The sequence below is a fragment of the Variovorax sp. GW823-FHT04B03 genome (assembly GCF_058796495.1).
The window spans coordinates 308,436-323,561 of sequence record NZ_JBXAIT010000004.1; the positions used below are offsets into that span (position 1 = coordinate 308,436).

The window sequence follows — 15,126 nt, forward strand, 5'->3', positions numbered from 1 at the left end:
GCCAGCTCCCCCTGTCCACCTTTGGTTCGCATGCCCGATTTCGCCCTCCCCGTGCTCTATTCGTTCCGCCGCTGTCCGTATGCGATGCGGGCCCGGCTCGCGCTGGTGGCGAGCGGACAGCACTGCGAGTTGCGCGAGATCGAGCTCAAGCGCAAGCCCGCCGAGATGCTCGCGGCCTCGCCCAAGGGCACGGTGCCCGTGCTGGTGCTTGACGGCGGCGCGGCGGTGCTGGAGCAGAGCCTGGACGTGATGCTGTGGGCGCTGCGTCGCCACGATCCGCTGCGCTGGCTGGCTCCGGAGCGCGGCACGCTCGACGACCTGCTCGCGCTGGTGGCTGCCTGCGACAACGGCTTCAAGCCGCTGCTCGACCGCTACAAGTACCCGGCGCGTTACCCGGCATCGGAAGGCCCGGCGCGCGACGAGGGCGCGCGCTTCCTGCAAGGGCTCGAAGACCGGCTCGCGATGTCGGCACAACTGGCCGGCGCGCACGCCACGCTGGCCGATGCGGCGCTGATGCCTTTCGTTCGCCAGTTCGCGATGGTCGATGCGGCCTGGTTCGACGCTCAGCCGTGGCCGCGCCTGCAGACCTGGCTCGCGGGCTGGGCCGCGTCGGACATGTTCGCGCGCACCATGACCAAGTACGCGCCCTGGCAAGCGGGCGAACCGGACGTGAACTTTCCGCCCGTTTGATCAGTACACGTCGCGGCGGTAGCGGCCTTCGGCGATGAGCGCGTCCATGCCGCTCTCGCCCAGCACCTCGGTGAGCGCCGCATCCACGCCCGGCGCCATGCCTTCAAGGCTGCCGCACACGAAGACGATCGCGCCCTCTTCATCCACCCACTGCTTCAACGCTTCGGCGGCCTCGCGCAGGCGGTCCTGCACGTACACGCGCTGCGCCTGGTCGCGCGAGTAGACGAAATCGGCGCGCGCCACGAGGCCGCCGGCCTGCCATGCCGCGACCTCGTCCGCGCCGAAGCCGTCATGCGCCGCCTGCCGTTCGCCGAACACCAGCCAGTTGCGGCCATGCCCGCGGCGCGCACGCTCGCGCAGCAGCGCGCGCAGGCCCGCAAAGCCCGAGCCGTTGCCGATGAAGATGCAGGGCCGCGCGTCGTCGGGCAGCGCGAAGCCCGGGTTGGCGACGAGGCGCAGCGCGAGTTCCGCGCCCACCGGCGCGCCGACCGTGAGCCAGCCCGAGGCCACGCCCAGGCCGTTGTCATGCCGCGCCTGCCGCACCAGCAGCTGGATGGCGCCATCGGACGGAATCGACGCGACCGAGTAGCTGCGCGGCGCGGGCGCCGGGGCGCCGTCGTCGTGCATCTGGCGCGGCACGATCTCGACCAGTGCGCCGGGCACCCAGTCCATCGCGTTGCCACTGACGCGCCGCAGCTCGATCTCGAACAGCGGATCGCCCTGGCTGCCCGCATTGAGCAGGTGCCGGCCGTCGAGCCGCCAGGCGTCGAAAGCCGGCGCGGTCGACACAGGCCACGCGGCATCGCGCACCCCGAAGGTCTCGCGCAGCGCATCGTGCCAACGCGCGAGCGCTGCCGGGTCTTCGCCGTCCACCTCGATCATGGGGAACAGCGGCTGCGCGCCCTGGTTGTGCAGGTCGTGGTCGAGCTTGCGGCCGAAGCCGCAGAAGGTCGCGTAGTGGCGGTCGCCGAGCGCGAGCAGACCGTAGCGCAGGTGGCGCAAGCCCGGACCGCCCTGCCGCGCGAACGCACGGGCGAAGGCCCGCGCGCTGTCGGGCGGCTCGCCTTCGCCGAAGCTGCTCGCCACCCACAGCACCTGACGGAAGTGCAGCAAGGCGTCAGCGCTCAGTGCGGACACAGGCCGCACCACCGCCGCGACACCGGCGGCCTGCAGCGCGCCGGCCGTCTGCAGCGCGAGGCGCTCGGCATGGCCGGTCTGGCTCGCGAAGGCGACCAGCACCTGGCCCGCGTCGCCCACCGTGGCGGGCACGGCGACCGCATCGAGCCGCGCACGCTCGGCGCGCACGGCCTTCGCGGTGCGGCGGCGGCCGAGGTACATCATCCAGCCGCTGATCGCGAACAGCGCGAGCCCCAGGCTCGTGAGCATCATCACGATGCGCCCCGGCAGGCCCCAGTAGGTGCCCATGTGCAGCGGGTAGATGCTGTTCACGAGGCGGCCCGCGAGCGGCTTGTCGGCATAGCGTTCGTGACGCAGCGTCTCGCCGGTCGCGGCCTGCAGGTACAGGCGGTTGCGCGCGCGCTCGTGCTCGGCATGCGTGCGCAGGTAGACGGCCTCCACCTGCGTGCCGTTGCGCGCGGGCAGCCGCAGCGTCACCTGGGTCCAGTCGCCCCCCGTGGTATCGACGAAGGCCTGCCAGACGCGCGCCAGGTCGAGCGTCACCGGGGCATCGGCCGGCGCGCGTTCGGCACGCACCACACGGCCCTCGCCGACCGCGCCGTCCACCACCTTGCGCAGCCCGTCGAAGGCCCAGTACATGCCGGTGGTGGTCGACACCACGTAGGCCAGCAGCGCGACGGTGCCGACCACCGCATGCAGGTTCCACAGGAAGGCACGGCCGCGCAGCGCGAAGTCGATGCGCAGCCACTGGCGCCACGCGAAGGGCCGACGCGGCCAGCGCAGGTACAGGCCCGACAGCGCGAGCACCAGCAACAGGCCGGCCAGCGAGCCGGTGATGGGCTTGCCGTCGTCGCGCGGCAGCAGCAGCCAGCGGTGCAGCTCCTCGACGAACTCGAAGAAGTGCTCGCCCACCGGATCGGGCAGCAGCGCGCCGGTGGCGGGATCGGCGAAGCGCGTCTCGCCGCGCCGCTCGCCCGGCGGCGGCGCGAACCCGATGCGCGCGGGGCGCCCGGGCTCGGTCGACACGGCGACGGTCGCGATGCGCCGCCCGGGCATCTCGGCCTGCACGCGCGCAACGAGCGCAGGCGGTGCCAGTGCGGGTGCGGCCGAGGCCGCCGGGATCGGGTTCAGCAGGTCGGTGATCTCGGCGCGGAACGACAGCGTCGCCCCGCTCAGGCCGATGACGACCAGCACGCTGCCCGCCGTGATGCCGATGAACCAATGGATCTGGAACCAGACGCGACGCAGCAAAGCCATGAAAAACAGAAGAAAACGAGAAACAGGAAGCCCCGCCAAGGCGGGGCGCGCGGGTTCAAAGATCGATCTTGACCAGGGCCTTGATCGTACGCGGCGTGCCCACCGCCAGCCGCGTGCCGGCCGCCGACCAGTAGCGCTTGTCGCCCACGTTGTCGATGTTCAGCTGGAAGGTCGTGCGCTTGCCCATGAGCTGCGCCACGTAGCGCGCGCCGAGACCGAAGACCGTCGCACCGCCGATGAAGCCCTGGTTCAGGTCGTCGACAGGACGGCGCCCCGTGAAGTACGCGCCGCCGTTGACCGACAGCCCCGGCACGACCGCGATGTCGTACGAGAGGAAGGCGCTCGCCGTGGTGCGCGCCGTGTTCTCGGGCCGCTTGCCGTCGTACTGCGCGTTGATGCGGCGGAACTCGGCGTCCAGCCACTGGCCCGAGAGCTGCCACGCCAGCGCGGGCGTGGGCCGCCCCTGCGCCGACACCTCGAGGCCGCGGTAGCGCTGGCGCCCGCTGGCCACGAAGGTGTTGGCGCTGTCGGTGTAGGCGCCGGGCCGCTCGATGTCGAACAGCGCGCCCGACAGCAGCGTGCCGCTGCCGGTCAGCCAGCGCAGGCCGATTTCCTTCTGCCGGCTCAGGCCGGGCGGCATGCGCGTGTTCTGGTTGGCGGTGCCGGCCGGCGCCACCTCGCCCTCTTCCACGCCCTGCGAGTACGACACGTAGGCCATGAGCTCGGGCGTGAACTTGTAGCTCAGCGCCGCCAGCGGCGTGGTCTTGCGCACGCTGTAGTCCAGGGCCGGCAGCGTGGCGCTCGCGCCTTGCCAGCTCTGGTAGCGCGTGTGGCGCAGGCCGGCCACCAGCTGCCACTGCGGCGAGAAAGTGATGCGGTCGAGCGCGTACAGGCCCAGCTCCTCGCTGTCCTGCGCGCCCGAGGTGGGCCGCGACGGCACCGCGCTCAGCGCCAGCGCGCCGATGGGCACGGGGTTGTACAGGTTCTGCAGCGTGGTCGCACCGCCATAGTTGCGCTGGAACACGGGCGCCTGCGTCTTGTCGCTGCGTGCCGCGCCGAGCGTCAGCTCATGCTGCAGCGCGCCGGTGGCGAAGGTGCCGAACAGCTCGGCGCGCAGCAGGTCGGAACGCTGCTCCAGATGCTGCACGTTGCCCGTGAGACGGCCCAGGCCGGTGCGCACGTTGTAGGTGCCGAACTGCGCCAGGCGCCGGTCGCGCTCGGCTTCGGAATGGCCGGCTTCCACGCTGAGCGCCCAGTTGTCGCTCAAGGCGTAGTCGGCGCGCAGCTGGGTGTTGGTGACCTCGGCCTCGAACACGGCCCAGGGCGGCGCGATCAGCTTGTGCGGATCGGGCAGCGCCGGCAGTGCGATGACGCCGTTGACGGCCGCGAGCCGCGCGATGCCGGCCTGCTCGGTGATGCGCTTGCGGTAATGCTCGATGTCGGCCTTGAGCGTGAGTCGCCGGTTCACGCGCCAGTCGAGCGCGGCCGAGACGAAGCTGCGCTTGCCGTCCACGCCGTCGATGGTCGAGCCCAGCTGGCCGCCGGCCGCGTTCAGGCGCAGCCCGAACTGGTCGTTCTCGCCGAACTGCCGGCCGATGTCGACCTGGCCCTGCAGGCCACCCTGGTTGTCGACGCTCATCCCGAGCGAGGTGACGGGCGTGCGCCCCGCGCGCTTGGTGACGAAGTTGATCACCCCGGCCGGCGTGGTGAAGCCGTAGTACAGCGCCGACGCGCCCTTGAGCACCTCGACGCGCTCCTTGTTCTCCATCGGAATTTCCGACACGTTGGGAATCGCGAGCGCGCCGTTGAGGCGGTAGTTGGTGCGGTTCTCCACGGCAATGCCGCGGATGACAAGCTGGTCGAAGGTGTCGCCACCGTTCTGCTGGCGCGTCACGCCGGCCGTGTTGCGCAGCACGTCGTACACGCCCGTGGCGCCCTGCAGCTCGATCACCTCGCGCGTCACGGTGTTGACCGTGGCCGGCACGTCCATCACGGACGCGCCCCGGAACGTGCCCGCCTCGACCGTCTCGGCCAGGAAGCCGTTGGCGCGCGAGGCTTCGACGTTCACGGTGCCCAGCTCGCCCGCCCGCGTTTCGGACGCAGCGGACGCGGGCACGGATTGCGCCTGCGCTGCCTGCACGGCGGCGAGCGCAAGGCTCACACAAACTCTCTTCATTCAAATCCCTTGGATGTTCTTGGCGGCGCGCCTCCCGGCGGCCTGGTGACGCTTCCGGCGTGCGGAAGCGGGAGGGATTATGGATGAGAGGAGTTCTCATTTGACAACAGTTGCCGGACCCTGCCGATAGGATCGGACGCCAGAGCGTTCCATGTCGAAACGCCATCAAGGAGGAATTCATGACTGCCAGTGAAACATCGACCGGACGGGAGGCCCTGTGATGAAGACGGCCGGACGCCTGGCGCTCGGCGTGCTCGCCTGGGTCACCGTGGTTCCGCTGCTGGGACTTCTGTGCATGTGGCTGGGCCCGTCGGTCCTTGACTCGCCCGAAGCCTCGCGCGTCACCATGTATGCGGTCCAGGCCATCAACCTCGGCGCGGCCGCGCTGCTCTACTGGTATGCCGTGCCGAGCGTGCCGCACTGGGGCCGACGCGTGGCCTACTTCGTCGCCTTCGTGGCGCTGATGGTGGTCGCCAGCGCCCTCGTGGCCTTCGGCGTCAAACTGCTTTTCGTGGCGCTGGTGTTGTTCTGGCGTTGAGCTGGGGCCAGGGAAGCTTGGCCCGGCGGCTTGACGGGAATGAGCGGAAGCCTCATTTGAGAACAGTGTTTTGGCGCTCGCGCCCCTAGCATCGCCTCCAGAGCGTTCCATTTCGAAACGCCAATCAGGGAGGAAATTCATGACTGCCAACGAGCATTCGGCGCCGAAATCCATGCTGTACGAAGGCCACCCAATGAAAACGGCGGGCCGCCTCGCACTTGGCGTGCTCGCTTGGGCGGCCTCGATCCCGCTGACGGGATTCCTCGGTATCTGGCTGTACCAGTCGGTCCTTTTTCCTCCCGAGATCGCGATCTTCTTCGTCCGTCTATTCGCGGGAGTGCTGATCCTCGCGGCCGCGCTGATCTATTGGCGTTGCGTACCGAGCGCGCCGGATTGGGGGCGACGCATGATCTACCTCGTCGGCTTCGCGCTGCTACTGACAGGCGTCGGCTACCTGGCCGCCTACGCCGGCATCGCTCTCGTGGTGCTGCTGCTCTGGAGTTGAGCCGCCCTGCCTCCGCTACCCCTTCACCGCCGCCGCCGACGCCCGCTGAATGCACTCGATGAAGTGCTGCGCCGCCGGCGTCGACGGCTGCCCGCGCCGGCGCACCACGCACACGTTCAGCACCGGCAGCGTCTCGCGCACGTCGACGCGGCGGATGCCGTGGCGCTTGAAGCTGAGCCCTGCGAGCGGCTCGACGAAGAGGCCGATCAAATCCATGTGCCCCACCAGCGCCAGCGCCACGGTGACCGAGTGGCCCTGCAGCACGCGCGTGGGCGGCGACAGCCCGAGCGGGGTGAACAGCGGCGCCACGGCGTTGGTTCCGCCATGGTCGTCGCCCGGCAGGACCCATTCGGCGGCATAAAGGTCGTTCAGCGAGCGCGCATTGCGCAGCGGATGGCGCTCGCGCAGGCCGACCACCAGCTGCACCGGAAACAGCTCCAGCGCCTCGAACTGCGGATCGAGCGTGCCGGGCACGATGTGCGCCACCGCGAAGTCGAGATACCCGTCGCGCAGCCGCGCGAGCATCCACGGCAGCACGGCCTCGCTGAACTGCACGTCGACCGCGGGCAGGCGGGTGTGGAAGTCCTTGAAGGCGGCGGGCAGCACGGTGAGCGCGAACGAGGCGCTCACGGCCAGCGAAACGGAGCCGGTGGCGCCGTCGCGGATCTGCGCAATCTCGTCGCGGGCGCGTTCCATGTCGGCCAGCAGCAGCCGCGCGCGCGGCGCGAAGGCCAGGCCGAACTGCGTGAGCCGCACGCCTTTCACACTGCGCTCCACCAGCGGCGCGCCGACCTCGCGCTCCAGCTCGCGCACGATCTTGGTCACGGCCGGCTGCGAAATGCCGAGCACGCGCGCGGCGGCGCGGATGCTGAGCTGCTCGACCACGGCCACGAAGGCATGCAACTGATTGGGTTTCATCTTTGGAGTGACAACCAAAAGTTATCGTTGACGCCCAATTATTGTCTTTTCATGACAGCGTCGAGTCTCTAGCATCCGCCGCGGTTCGAGCCCACGCGGCCTGCGCCCCCGATACACACAGGAGACACATGAACACCCCCGCTTCCCAGCCCTCGCCTTCCTCGCCGGCCCGCCGGCGCCAGACCATCGTGGCCACCACCATCGGCAACGGCCTGGAGTTCTTCGACTTCACCGTCTACGGCTTTCTCGCGCTGGTGATCGGCAAGCTGTTCTTCCCCACCTTCAGCTCCTACGGCCAGCTGCTGCTGACGGTGGCGAGCTTCGGCGTCGGTTTCATCATGCGGCCGCTGGGCGGCATCGTGATCGGCGCGTACGCCGACCGCGCGGGCCGCAAGAAGGCGATGACGCTCACGATCTTTTTGATGGCGCTGGGCTGCGCGCTGATCGCGTTCACGCCGACCTACGCGAGCATCGGCGTCGCGGCGCCGATCGTGATCGTGCTGGCGCGCCTGATCCAGGGCTTCTCGGCCGGCGGCGAGGTGGGCGCATCGACCACGCTGCTGGTGGAGCACGCCACGCCGGCCAACCGCGGCTACATGGCGAGCTGGCAGTTCGCGAGCCAGGGTCTGGGCGTGCTGATGGGTGCCGTGGTGGTCGGCGTGCTGACCGTCTCGCTGTCCGCCGAAGCCATGCAGAGCTGGGGCTGGCGCGTGCCGTTCGTGCTCGGCATGCTGATCGCGCCGGTGGGCATGTACATCCGCCGCCACCTCGAAGAATCGCTGCACATCTCGCCGGAAGACGCCAAGGCGCCGCGCGAGAGCAGCCTGAAGATCGTCTGCACGCAGCACGGCAGGACGGTGCTGGCCGCCATCCTCGCGCTGGTGGGCGGCACCACGGCGGCCTACGTGGTCACCTTCTACATGCCGACCTACGCCGTGCGCGAGCTGGGCCTCACGCCCTCGGTGGCGCTGTTCGGCGCGGCGCTCACGGGCTTGCTGTCGTTCGCGCTCGCGCCCTTCGTGGGCAAGTGGTCGGACATCGTGGGCCGCAAGACGCTCATCCTCTGGAGCCGCATCGTGATGGCGATCCTGATCTACCCGGGCTTCCTGTGGCTCAACGCCTCGCCCACGCCCGTGGTGCTGTTCACCGTGCTCGGCGTGCTGAGCATCGGCCTGGTGGTGCAGACGGTGCCGGGCATCACGATGCTGCCGGAGATGTTTCCCAAGCGCGTGCGCGCGAGCGGCATGTCGCTGGTCTACAGCGTGGGCGTGGCACTGTTCGGCGGCTTCGCGCCCTTCGTCAGCACCTGGCTGGTCAACGCCACCGGCAGCAAGCTCGCGCCGGCCTGGTACCTGGTGGGGATGACGCTGGTGTCGCTGCTCGGGCTCCTTTGGTTGCGCGACCACACGGGCCGCGACATCGATGCGGCCAGCGCCCACGCGCCGGCCTGATACCGTCTTCCTCCTTCCCGCCTTCATGCACAGGAATCTTCCCGCCATGTCCCAGCCTGCCACCGCCGCCACCCGCCATTTCTCGGGCACGTACGTCGAAGCCCGCGCCAAGTTCCTCGAGGCCGCCGCGGCGCGCGGCGCCACCCTCGAGTCGTTCGTGCACCCCACGCACCGCGGCGCGCTCGGCGAAGAACTCGCCACCGACGTCGCGCTGATCGGCGCGGCCGACGCGAAAAAGGTGCTGCTCGTCACCTCGGGCACGCACGGCCCCGAGGGCTTCTGCGGCTCGGGCGCCCAGGTGGCCACGCTGAACGACGCCGACCTGCTCGCGCGCCTCGAACGCGCGGGCGTCGCGCTGCTGCTGGTGCATGCGGTGAACCCGCACGGCTTCTCGCACCTGCACCGCACCAACGAAGACAACATCGACCTGAACCGCAACCACATCGACTTCAGCGCACCGCTGCCGGTGAACGCCGAGTACGCCGACGTGGAGCCGCTGGTGCTGCCCGCCAACTGGCCGCCGACGCCGGCCGACGACGCGGCGGTGGCGAGCTACATCGCCACGCACGGCATGACCGCCTTCCGCGCGGCCGTCACACGCGGGCAGTACACCTCGCCCGACGGCCTCTTCTACGGCGGCACCGCGCCGTCGTGGAGCAACCGCACCATCCGCGCCATCCTGCGCGGCTACGCGGCCTCGGCCACGCACCTGGGCTGGATCGACGTGCACACCGGCCTGGGCCCCTACGGCCACGGCGAAAAGATCTACCCGGGCCGCAACACGCCCGAAGACCTCGCGCTGGCCCACGCCTGGTGGGGTGCCGACGTGTTCGCGCCGTTCGCGGGCGACTCGGCCTCGGCCGACGTGTCGGGCCCGGTGATCTCGACCGCCTACGACGAATGCCCGAACGCGCGCGTCGCGCCCATGGGCCTCGAATTCGGCACGCTGCCCGACCTGGAAGTGCTCGACCGCCTGCGCGCCGACACCTGGCTGCGCCGCCACCCCGAGGCGCCCGAAGCGCAGAAGCGCGAGATCCGCCGCCGCCTGCGCGACGCGTTCTACTGCGACAACGACGAGTGGAAGGGCATGGTGCTGGGGCAGACCCGCGTCGTGCTCCTGCAGACCTTGCAAGGGCTGAGCAAGGCCTGACCCGACGGGCTTCGGCTCAGCCGAAGTTCGGCGCGCGCTTCTCGCGCAGCGAGGCCACGCCTTCGCGCACGTCGGCGCCCGCGAAGCCCATGAACTCCAGCGCCAGCGAGGCGTCGAAGGTCGGCCCGGCCTGGCGCAGCCAGTTGTTCAGCGCGTACTTGGTGAAGCGGATCGCGCTCTGGCTGCCGGCCGCCAGGCGGTCGGCGATCTCGTAGGCGCGCGGCAACAGGTCGGCCTCGTCCACCGCCAGCGACACCAGGCCGATGCGCTCAGCTTCCTCGCCGCTCACCGGCTCGCACAGCAGCAGGTGGTACTTGGCCTTGGCCATGCCGCACAAGAGCGGCCAGACGATGGCCGCATGGTCGCCCGCCGCCACGCCCAGGCGGGTGTGGCCGTCGACGATCTTCGCGTTCTTCGTGGCGATGGAGATGTCGGCCAGCAGCCCCGCCACCAGCCCCGCGCCCACGGCCGGGCCGTGCATGGCGCTGACGATGGGCTTGTCGCAGTTGACGAGGTTGTAGACCAGGTCGCGCGCTTCCTTCCACACGCGCTGGCGCACGGTGTCGTCGGTGGTCATGTCCTGCACCATGCCCAGGTCGCCGCCGCCCGAGAAGCCCATGCCCTCGCCGCGCAGCACGGCACAGCGCACCGTGTCGTCGGCCGCCACGTCGCGCCAGATCTCGGCCAGCTCGCGATGGCCGTCATGGCCGGCCGTGGGCAGCTTGCCGTTGGCAGCGCGCATCTGGATGTCGAGCACCGCGCCGTTCGCGCCGCGGCGCGTGAGGGCGAGGGTCTGGTAGCGGGTGTAGTCCATGCGTGTGTCTCCGCCCCGCACGCACGGCCATGGCGCGGGGACTTCGTTCGGTGAGAGGAAGGACGAAAGGCCGGAGGCCTATTTTTGCGCGGCCAGCTCGCGGCAGCGCTTCACGTTCGCATCGAAACGCGGCGCCAGGCCCGGCTCGCAGGCGTCGTCGGCGGGGTTCAGCCTGCACATGCCGACCACCGCGTAGTCCATGACGGCCGCCGTGCACATCGGGTAGGCGGCCAGCTCGGGGTTGGCCTTGGCCTTGAAGCCCCAGCGCTCGGAGAACTGCACCATGCGCGTCATCGCGCCGAGGAAGAAGCTGCGGTCCTTCGCGGCAATGGCCGCTTCCATGCGCGGCAGCTCCTCGTTGAGGTAGCCGACCGAGTCCATCGGAAAACCGGCGGGGTCGGGCTGCGGCTGCGCGAAGGCCGTGGCGGCCAGCAGGGCCAGCGAGGCGCCCACGCAGGCGCGTCGCAACGGAAGGAAGAAGGCGGAACCGGTGGGCAGGTGGCGGTATGGCATGGCCTGCGATTCTGCAACGTTTGGAAGCATTTTTGCGCGCCGAGCGATGCGCGCACGCGACGTTTTCAGGCGGCTACCGGCCTCTCCACGCGGCGCGGGACAATGGCCGCTTCCGTTTTCCTTTGCAAAGACCCCCATGGCCCGACGCCCCCAACGACAGCTGCGCACCATCGAGCGCGGCATCCTCTGCCTCCTGATCGGCGTCGCCGTGCTGCTGGGGCCGCGCTTCCTGCAGGGCACGCGCTGGTTCGAGATGGTGGCCGGCGCGTACCTCGTCGGCTGGTTCGCGCTCGCGCTGGGGGTGGCGCTGGTCGGCGTCGGCCTGTTCCAGCGCGGCAAGCCGGAGCGCTGAGGCCCGGCCGCAAGGTCAGCAGGCGCTCAGTGCGCCGCCGCCTTCTTGCCGCGCAGCTTGCCGACGAGTTCCACCACGGCCAGCACGATGGCGCCGGCCACGATGCCGACGACGGCATTGACGCCCATCGAGCCCAGCGTGCCGAACACGCCGCCCGTGGCCTTGGCCCAGTCTTCGACCGCATGGCCGAACGCCGGCACGCCGTGCACCAGGATGCCGCCGCCCACGAGGAACATGGCGGCCGTGCCAGCCACCGACAGGCCCTTCATGAGCCAGGGCGCCGCCGCCAGGATGCCGCGGCCCAGGGCGCGCGCCGCCGCGCTGCTGCGCTGGCTCAGGTACAGGCCCGCGTCGTCCAGCTTCACGATGCCGGCCACGAGGCCGTAGACGCCCACCGTCATGATCAGCGCGATGCCGACCAGCACGCTGAGCTGCGTCGTGAACGGCTGGCCCTGCACGGTGCCCAGCGTGATGGCGATGATTTCGGCCGAGAGGATGAAGTCGGTGCGCACCGCGCCCTTGATCTTGTCCTTCTCGACCGCGACCACGTCGACCGTGGTGTCGGCCACGGCCTGCTGGTGGCGCGCGGTGTCGGCCTCGTGCTCCTGCTTGTGCAGGAACTTGTGGACCAGCTTCTCGGCGCCCTCGAAGCACAGGAACGCGCCACCCACCATGAGCAGCGGCGTCACCAGCCAGGGCAGCCAGGTGCCGATGGCCAGTGCGGCCGGCACCAGGATGGCCTTGTTGACGAGGGAGCCCTTGCACACGGCCCACACCACCGGCAGCTCGCGCTCGGTGCGCACGCCGGTGACCTGCTGCGCGTTCAGCGCGAGGTCGTCGCCGAGCACCCCGGCGGTCTTCTTGGCAGCAACTTTGGTGAGGACGGAGACGTCATCGAGCACGGTGGCGATGTCGTCGAGCAGCAGGAGCAGGCTGGTGGCCATGGGCGAAAGTCAGGCTGTGGAAGAAGCGGCGAGCTTATCCGCAGCCGATGGCCGCGCCGGTGAAGACCGTACGCGGCATCCGGGGGTGGATCAGTCCACCGCCCGCTTCAGGCGAATCTCTTCGACGCGCACGGTGCCCAGCGCCGTGGTCTTGGCGGTCTTCATCTCACGCTTGAAGCCGGCGAGTTCATGGAAGCGCATGGCGCGGTCGTTGCGCAGCGGCACCCAGATGGTGACCGTGGTGCAGCCTTCTTCGGCCAGGCCTTCGCGGGCGGCGTCCCACAGGGCCACGCCGGCGCCCTTGCCCCAGTGCTCGGGCTTGACGTAGATGGCCCAGATCTCGCCCGTGGTGGGCGGGGTCTTGGGGTCGCGCGAGCGGTCGAAGCCCACGAAGCCGACGATCTCGCTGCCGTGCGTCACCACATGGACCTGGGGTTCGCTGAACTCGATGGCCTCGCGCCACTTGGCCTCGCGCGAGGCGGGGGCCAGCACGCGCAGGTCGTCTTCGGACAGGATGCCTTCGTAGGCGGCCTTGGCAGAGAGGGCATGGACTTCGGCGACGGCCTTGGCGTCGCGCATCGTGGCGGGGCGAACTTCGTAATCGGACATGAAAGCGGAAAAACGTGTGGAACCGGCTATTGTCGCCGCACCGCTAAACTCCTCCCGCATCCGCACGTATCAACTGGAGAAAGCACATGGCCAAGGGTCAGCAACGCACCAACAAGGAAGCGAAGAAACCGAAGAAGGACACCTCGCCGCCGAAGGCACCCACCGGCGGCATCGAGCCCGTGCGCACTGTCACCACGGCAGTGATTCCGCGCGGCAAGCTCAAGAACAAGTGACCGACACTCCCGCGCCCGCCCCCAAGCCGGCGCAGCCGCGCAACCCGTTGCATGGCCTCACGCTGGAGGCCATCGTGACTGCGCTGGCCGATTACTACGGCTGGGAGCAGCTGGGGCACCTGGTGCCGATCCGCTGCTTCATCAGCGAGCCCAGCGTGGGTTCCAGCCTCAAGTTCCTGCGCAAGACCCCCTGGGCGCGCGACAAGGTCGAGAGCCTGTACCTCTTCATGCTGCGCGAGCAACGCCGCGAACAGCAACAGCAGCAAGAACCTCCCGCGCGATGAAGGTCCGTCTCGAACCGTCGGGCCTCGAATTCGAGGCCGAGGCGGGCGTCACGCTGCTGCATGCGGCGGAGGCGGCCGGCATCGAGCTGCCCAGTTCGTGCCGCAACGGCACCTGCCGCACCTGCATCTGTCAGCGCCTGTCGGGCGAGAGCCGCCACCTCATCGAATGGCCGGGCCTGAGCTTCGACGAAAAGATCGACGGCTGGATTCTTCCGTGCGTGGCCGTGGCGCAGAGCGACCTCACGCTCGACACGCCGCAGGCGCGCGCCCTCTTCGACTGACGATCAGGACCGCGCCGAAGCCGGTGCCGCGACCACCAGCCGGTCGCGCTGCGCCAGCGACGGAAACAGCCGGAACCACGTCAGCGCCACCAGCATCGTCCCCACGCCGCCGAGCACCACCGAGCCGACCGGCCCCAGCAGCGCCGCCGTGGCGCCCGACTCGAACTCGCCGAGCTGGTTGCTCGCGCCGATGAAGATCGAGTTGACCGCGCTCACCCGCCCGCGCATGGCGTCGGGCGTTTCCAGCTGCACCAGCGTCTGGCGGATCACGACGTTGACCATGTCGGCCCCGCCCGACACCGCGAGCGCAATGAGCGAGACGAGAAAGCTCTTCGACAGCCCGAACACCACCATGCACAGCCCGAACGCCCCGACCGCCAGCAGCAGCGTGCGCCCCACGTTGCGCTCGACCGGCCGGCGCGTGAGCGCGATCGACATCACCAGTGCGCCCACCGCCGGTGCGCTGCGCAGCAGGCCCAGGCCCCAGGGGCCGGTGTGCAGGATGTCCTTGGCATAGATCGGCAGCAGCGCCACCGCGCCGCCCAGCAGCACGGCGAACAGGTCGAGCGACACGGCGCCCAGCACCGGCTTGCGCTTCCAGATGAAATTGACGCCCGCGAACACCGTGGCCAGCGTGACCGGCTCGCGCGCGGCCGGGGCGTGGTCGTAGCGCAGCCGCAGCACCAGCACGCAGGCCACCGCGAAGCACAGCACGCTCGCGCCGTACACCACCGCCATGCCCGCCACGAACAGCAGCCCGCCGAGCGCGGGGCCGCCGATGATCGCGCCCTGCATGCCGGCCGAGCTGAACGCCATCGCACGCGACAGCAGCAGCGGCGGCACCAGCAGCGGCGTGAGCGCCTGCTGCGCCGGCATTTGGAAGGCGCGCACCGCGCCCAGCACCAGCGACAGCCCGAGCAGCAGCCCGCGCGTGTCGTTCCTGTGCAGCACCGCGAACAGCAGCGCCAAGGCCACCGTGCCCTGCACCGCGAAGCACACCGCCACGATGCGGCCCCGGTGGTGCCGGTCCACCACGTGGCCGGCCAGCAGCGCCAGCAGCAGCGCGGGCACGAACTGGTACAGGCCCACCAGGCCCAGGTCCCACGCGCTGCCGGTCAACTCGTACATGTGCCAGCCGATGGCCACGAGCATCATCTGCGAGGCGGCGGTGCCAAAGAGGCGCGCCACCCACAGCTGCATGAAGGGGCGCTCGCGCCTCAGGTCGGTGAACGTGGGAGACAAGGGAGAAGAAGCAGCGCCGGGCATATCGGTCG

17 protein-coding genes are annotated in these 15,126 nt (G+C 70.0%); 9 read left to right on the top strand and 8 right to left on the bottom strand.

All coding sequences use genetic code 11. The annotated features are described in order from the left end of the window. The first annotated feature begins 30 nt into the window (after positions 1-30). Positions 31-690 (top strand): glutathione S-transferase, encoded by a 660-nt coding sequence (locus AC1RAD_RS18750; protein WP_492736543.1) that lies wholly within the window; start codon positions 31-33, stop codon positions 688-690. On the opposite strand, the gene AC1RAD_RS18755 is transcribed toward AC1RAD_RS18750, so the two are convergent. Continuing rightward, complete coding sequence (locus AC1RAD_RS18755; RefSeq protein ID WP_492736545.1) at positions 691-3,084, bottom strand: PepSY domain-containing protein; 2,394 nt, start codon at positions 3,082-3,084, stop codon at positions 691-693. Positions 3,085-3,139: 55 nt separating this feature from the next. Continuing rightward, positions 3,140-5,260, bottom strand: a complete 2,121-nt coding sequence (locus AC1RAD_RS18760) for a TonB-dependent siderophore receptor (RefSeq protein WP_492736547.1) — start codon at positions 5,258-5,260, stop codon at positions 3,140-3,142. 220 nt (positions 5,261-5,480) lie between these two features. Here AC1RAD_RS18760 and AC1RAD_RS18765 point away from each other — a divergent pair, with 220 nt between their 5' ends. Next, positions 5,481-5,798 carry a hypothetical protein gene (locus AC1RAD_RS18765; protein ID WP_492736549.1) on the top strand — a complete coding sequence of 106 codons (318 nt, stop codon included), beginning with the start codon at positions 5,481-5,483 and terminating at the stop codon, positions 5,796-5,798. Positions 5,799-5,937: 139 nt separating this feature from the next. Then, complete coding sequence (locus AC1RAD_RS18770) at positions 5,938-6,303, top strand: hypothetical protein (RefSeq protein ID WP_157755147.1); 366 nt, start codon at positions 5,938-5,940, stop codon at positions 6,301-6,303. Positions 6,304-6,318: 15 nt separating this feature from the next. Here the strand turns inward: AC1RAD_RS18770 and AC1RAD_RS18775 are convergent, their stop codons facing one another. Continuing rightward, positions 6,319-7,221 (bottom strand): LysR substrate-binding domain-containing protein, encoded by a 903-nt coding sequence (locus tag AC1RAD_RS18775; RefSeq protein ID WP_492736551.1) that lies wholly within the window; start codon positions 7,219-7,221, stop codon positions 6,319-6,321. Between the two features lie 128 nt (positions 7,222-7,349). Here AC1RAD_RS18775 and AC1RAD_RS18780 point away from each other — a divergent pair, with 128 nt between their 5' ends. Continuing rightward, entirely contained in the window at positions 7,350-8,672 is a 1,323-nt protein-coding gene (locus AC1RAD_RS18780) for an MFS transporter (RefSeq protein WP_492736553.1), read from the top strand. Between the two features lie 46 nt (positions 8,673-8,718). After that, positions 8,719-9,822 carry a M14 family metallopeptidase gene (locus AC1RAD_RS18785; RefSeq protein WP_492736555.1) on the top strand — a complete coding sequence of 368 codons (1,104 nt, stop codon included), beginning with the start codon at positions 8,719-8,721 and terminating at the stop codon, positions 9,820-9,822. A 16-nt stretch (positions 9,823-9,838) separates the two neighbouring features. On the opposite strand, the gene AC1RAD_RS18790 is transcribed toward AC1RAD_RS18785, so the two are convergent. Further along, the gene (locus AC1RAD_RS18790) at positions 9,839-10,636 is read right to left on the bottom strand and encodes an enoyl-CoA hydratase/isomerase family protein (protein WP_492736556.1); all 798 of its coding nucleotides are present in this window, start codon (positions 10,634-10,636) and stop codon (positions 9,839-9,841) included. Positions 10,637-10,714: 78 nt separating this feature from the next. Beyond that, a complete protein-coding gene (locus AC1RAD_RS18795) occupies positions 10,715-11,149 on the bottom strand; it encodes a hypothetical protein (protein ID WP_492736558.1) in 435 nt (144 codons plus the stop codon). A gap of 136 nt (positions 11,150-11,285) precedes the next feature. On the opposite strand from AC1RAD_RS18795, the gene AC1RAD_RS18800 reads away from it, so the two are divergent. Further along, positions 11,286-11,501, top strand: a complete 216-nt coding sequence (locus AC1RAD_RS18800) for a hypothetical protein (protein WP_070062548.1) — start codon at positions 11,286-11,288, stop codon at positions 11,499-11,501. Between the two features lie 26 nt (positions 11,502-11,527). Here AC1RAD_RS18800 and AC1RAD_RS18805 read toward each other — a convergent pair whose 3' ends face one another. Beyond that, positions 11,528-12,445: a DUF808 domain-containing protein gene (locus AC1RAD_RS18805; RefSeq protein ID WP_492736560.1), complete on the bottom strand. Its 918-nt coding sequence runs from the start codon at positions 12,443-12,445 to the stop codon at positions 11,528-11,530. 90 nt (positions 12,446-12,535) lie between these two features. Next, positions 12,536-13,054, bottom strand: coding sequence for a GNAT family N-acetyltransferase (locus AC1RAD_RS18810; protein ID WP_062477596.1), 519 nt, complete (start codon positions 13,052-13,054; stop codon positions 12,536-12,538). 86 nt (positions 13,055-13,140) lie between these two features. Between AC1RAD_RS18810 and AC1RAD_RS18815 the strand changes: the two genes are divergently transcribed. From AC1RAD_RS18815 to AC1RAD_RS18825, 3 genes are read left to right on the top strand one after another with little or no spacing between them, the layout of a single operon-like run. Next, positions 13,141-13,287 (top strand): hypothetical protein, encoded by a 147-nt coding sequence (locus AC1RAD_RS18815; RefSeq protein WP_167395057.1) that lies wholly within the window; start codon positions 13,141-13,143, stop codon positions 13,285-13,287. Then, entirely contained in the window at positions 13,284-13,571 is a 288-nt protein-coding gene (locus AC1RAD_RS18820) for a VF530 family protein (protein WP_159275966.1), read from the top strand. The genes AC1RAD_RS18815 and AC1RAD_RS18820 overlap by 4 nt, the downstream gene beginning before the upstream one ends. Continuing rightward, on the top strand, positions 13,568-13,852 hold the full coding sequence (locus tag AC1RAD_RS18825; RefSeq protein WP_139705662.1) for a 2Fe-2S iron-sulfur cluster-binding protein: 285 nt from the start codon (positions 13,568-13,570) through the stop codon (positions 13,850-13,852). The genes AC1RAD_RS18820 and AC1RAD_RS18825 overlap by 4 nt, the downstream gene beginning before the upstream one ends. A 3-nt stretch (positions 13,853-13,855) precedes the next feature. Here AC1RAD_RS18825 and AC1RAD_RS18830 read toward each other — a convergent pair whose 3' ends face one another. Then, the gene (locus tag AC1RAD_RS18830; RefSeq protein WP_492736966.1) at positions 13,856-15,052 is read right to left on the bottom strand and encodes an MFS transporter; all 1,197 of its coding nucleotides are present in this window, start codon (positions 15,050-15,052) and stop codon (positions 13,856-13,858) included. Between the last annotated feature and the right edge of the window lie 74 nt (positions 15,053-15,126).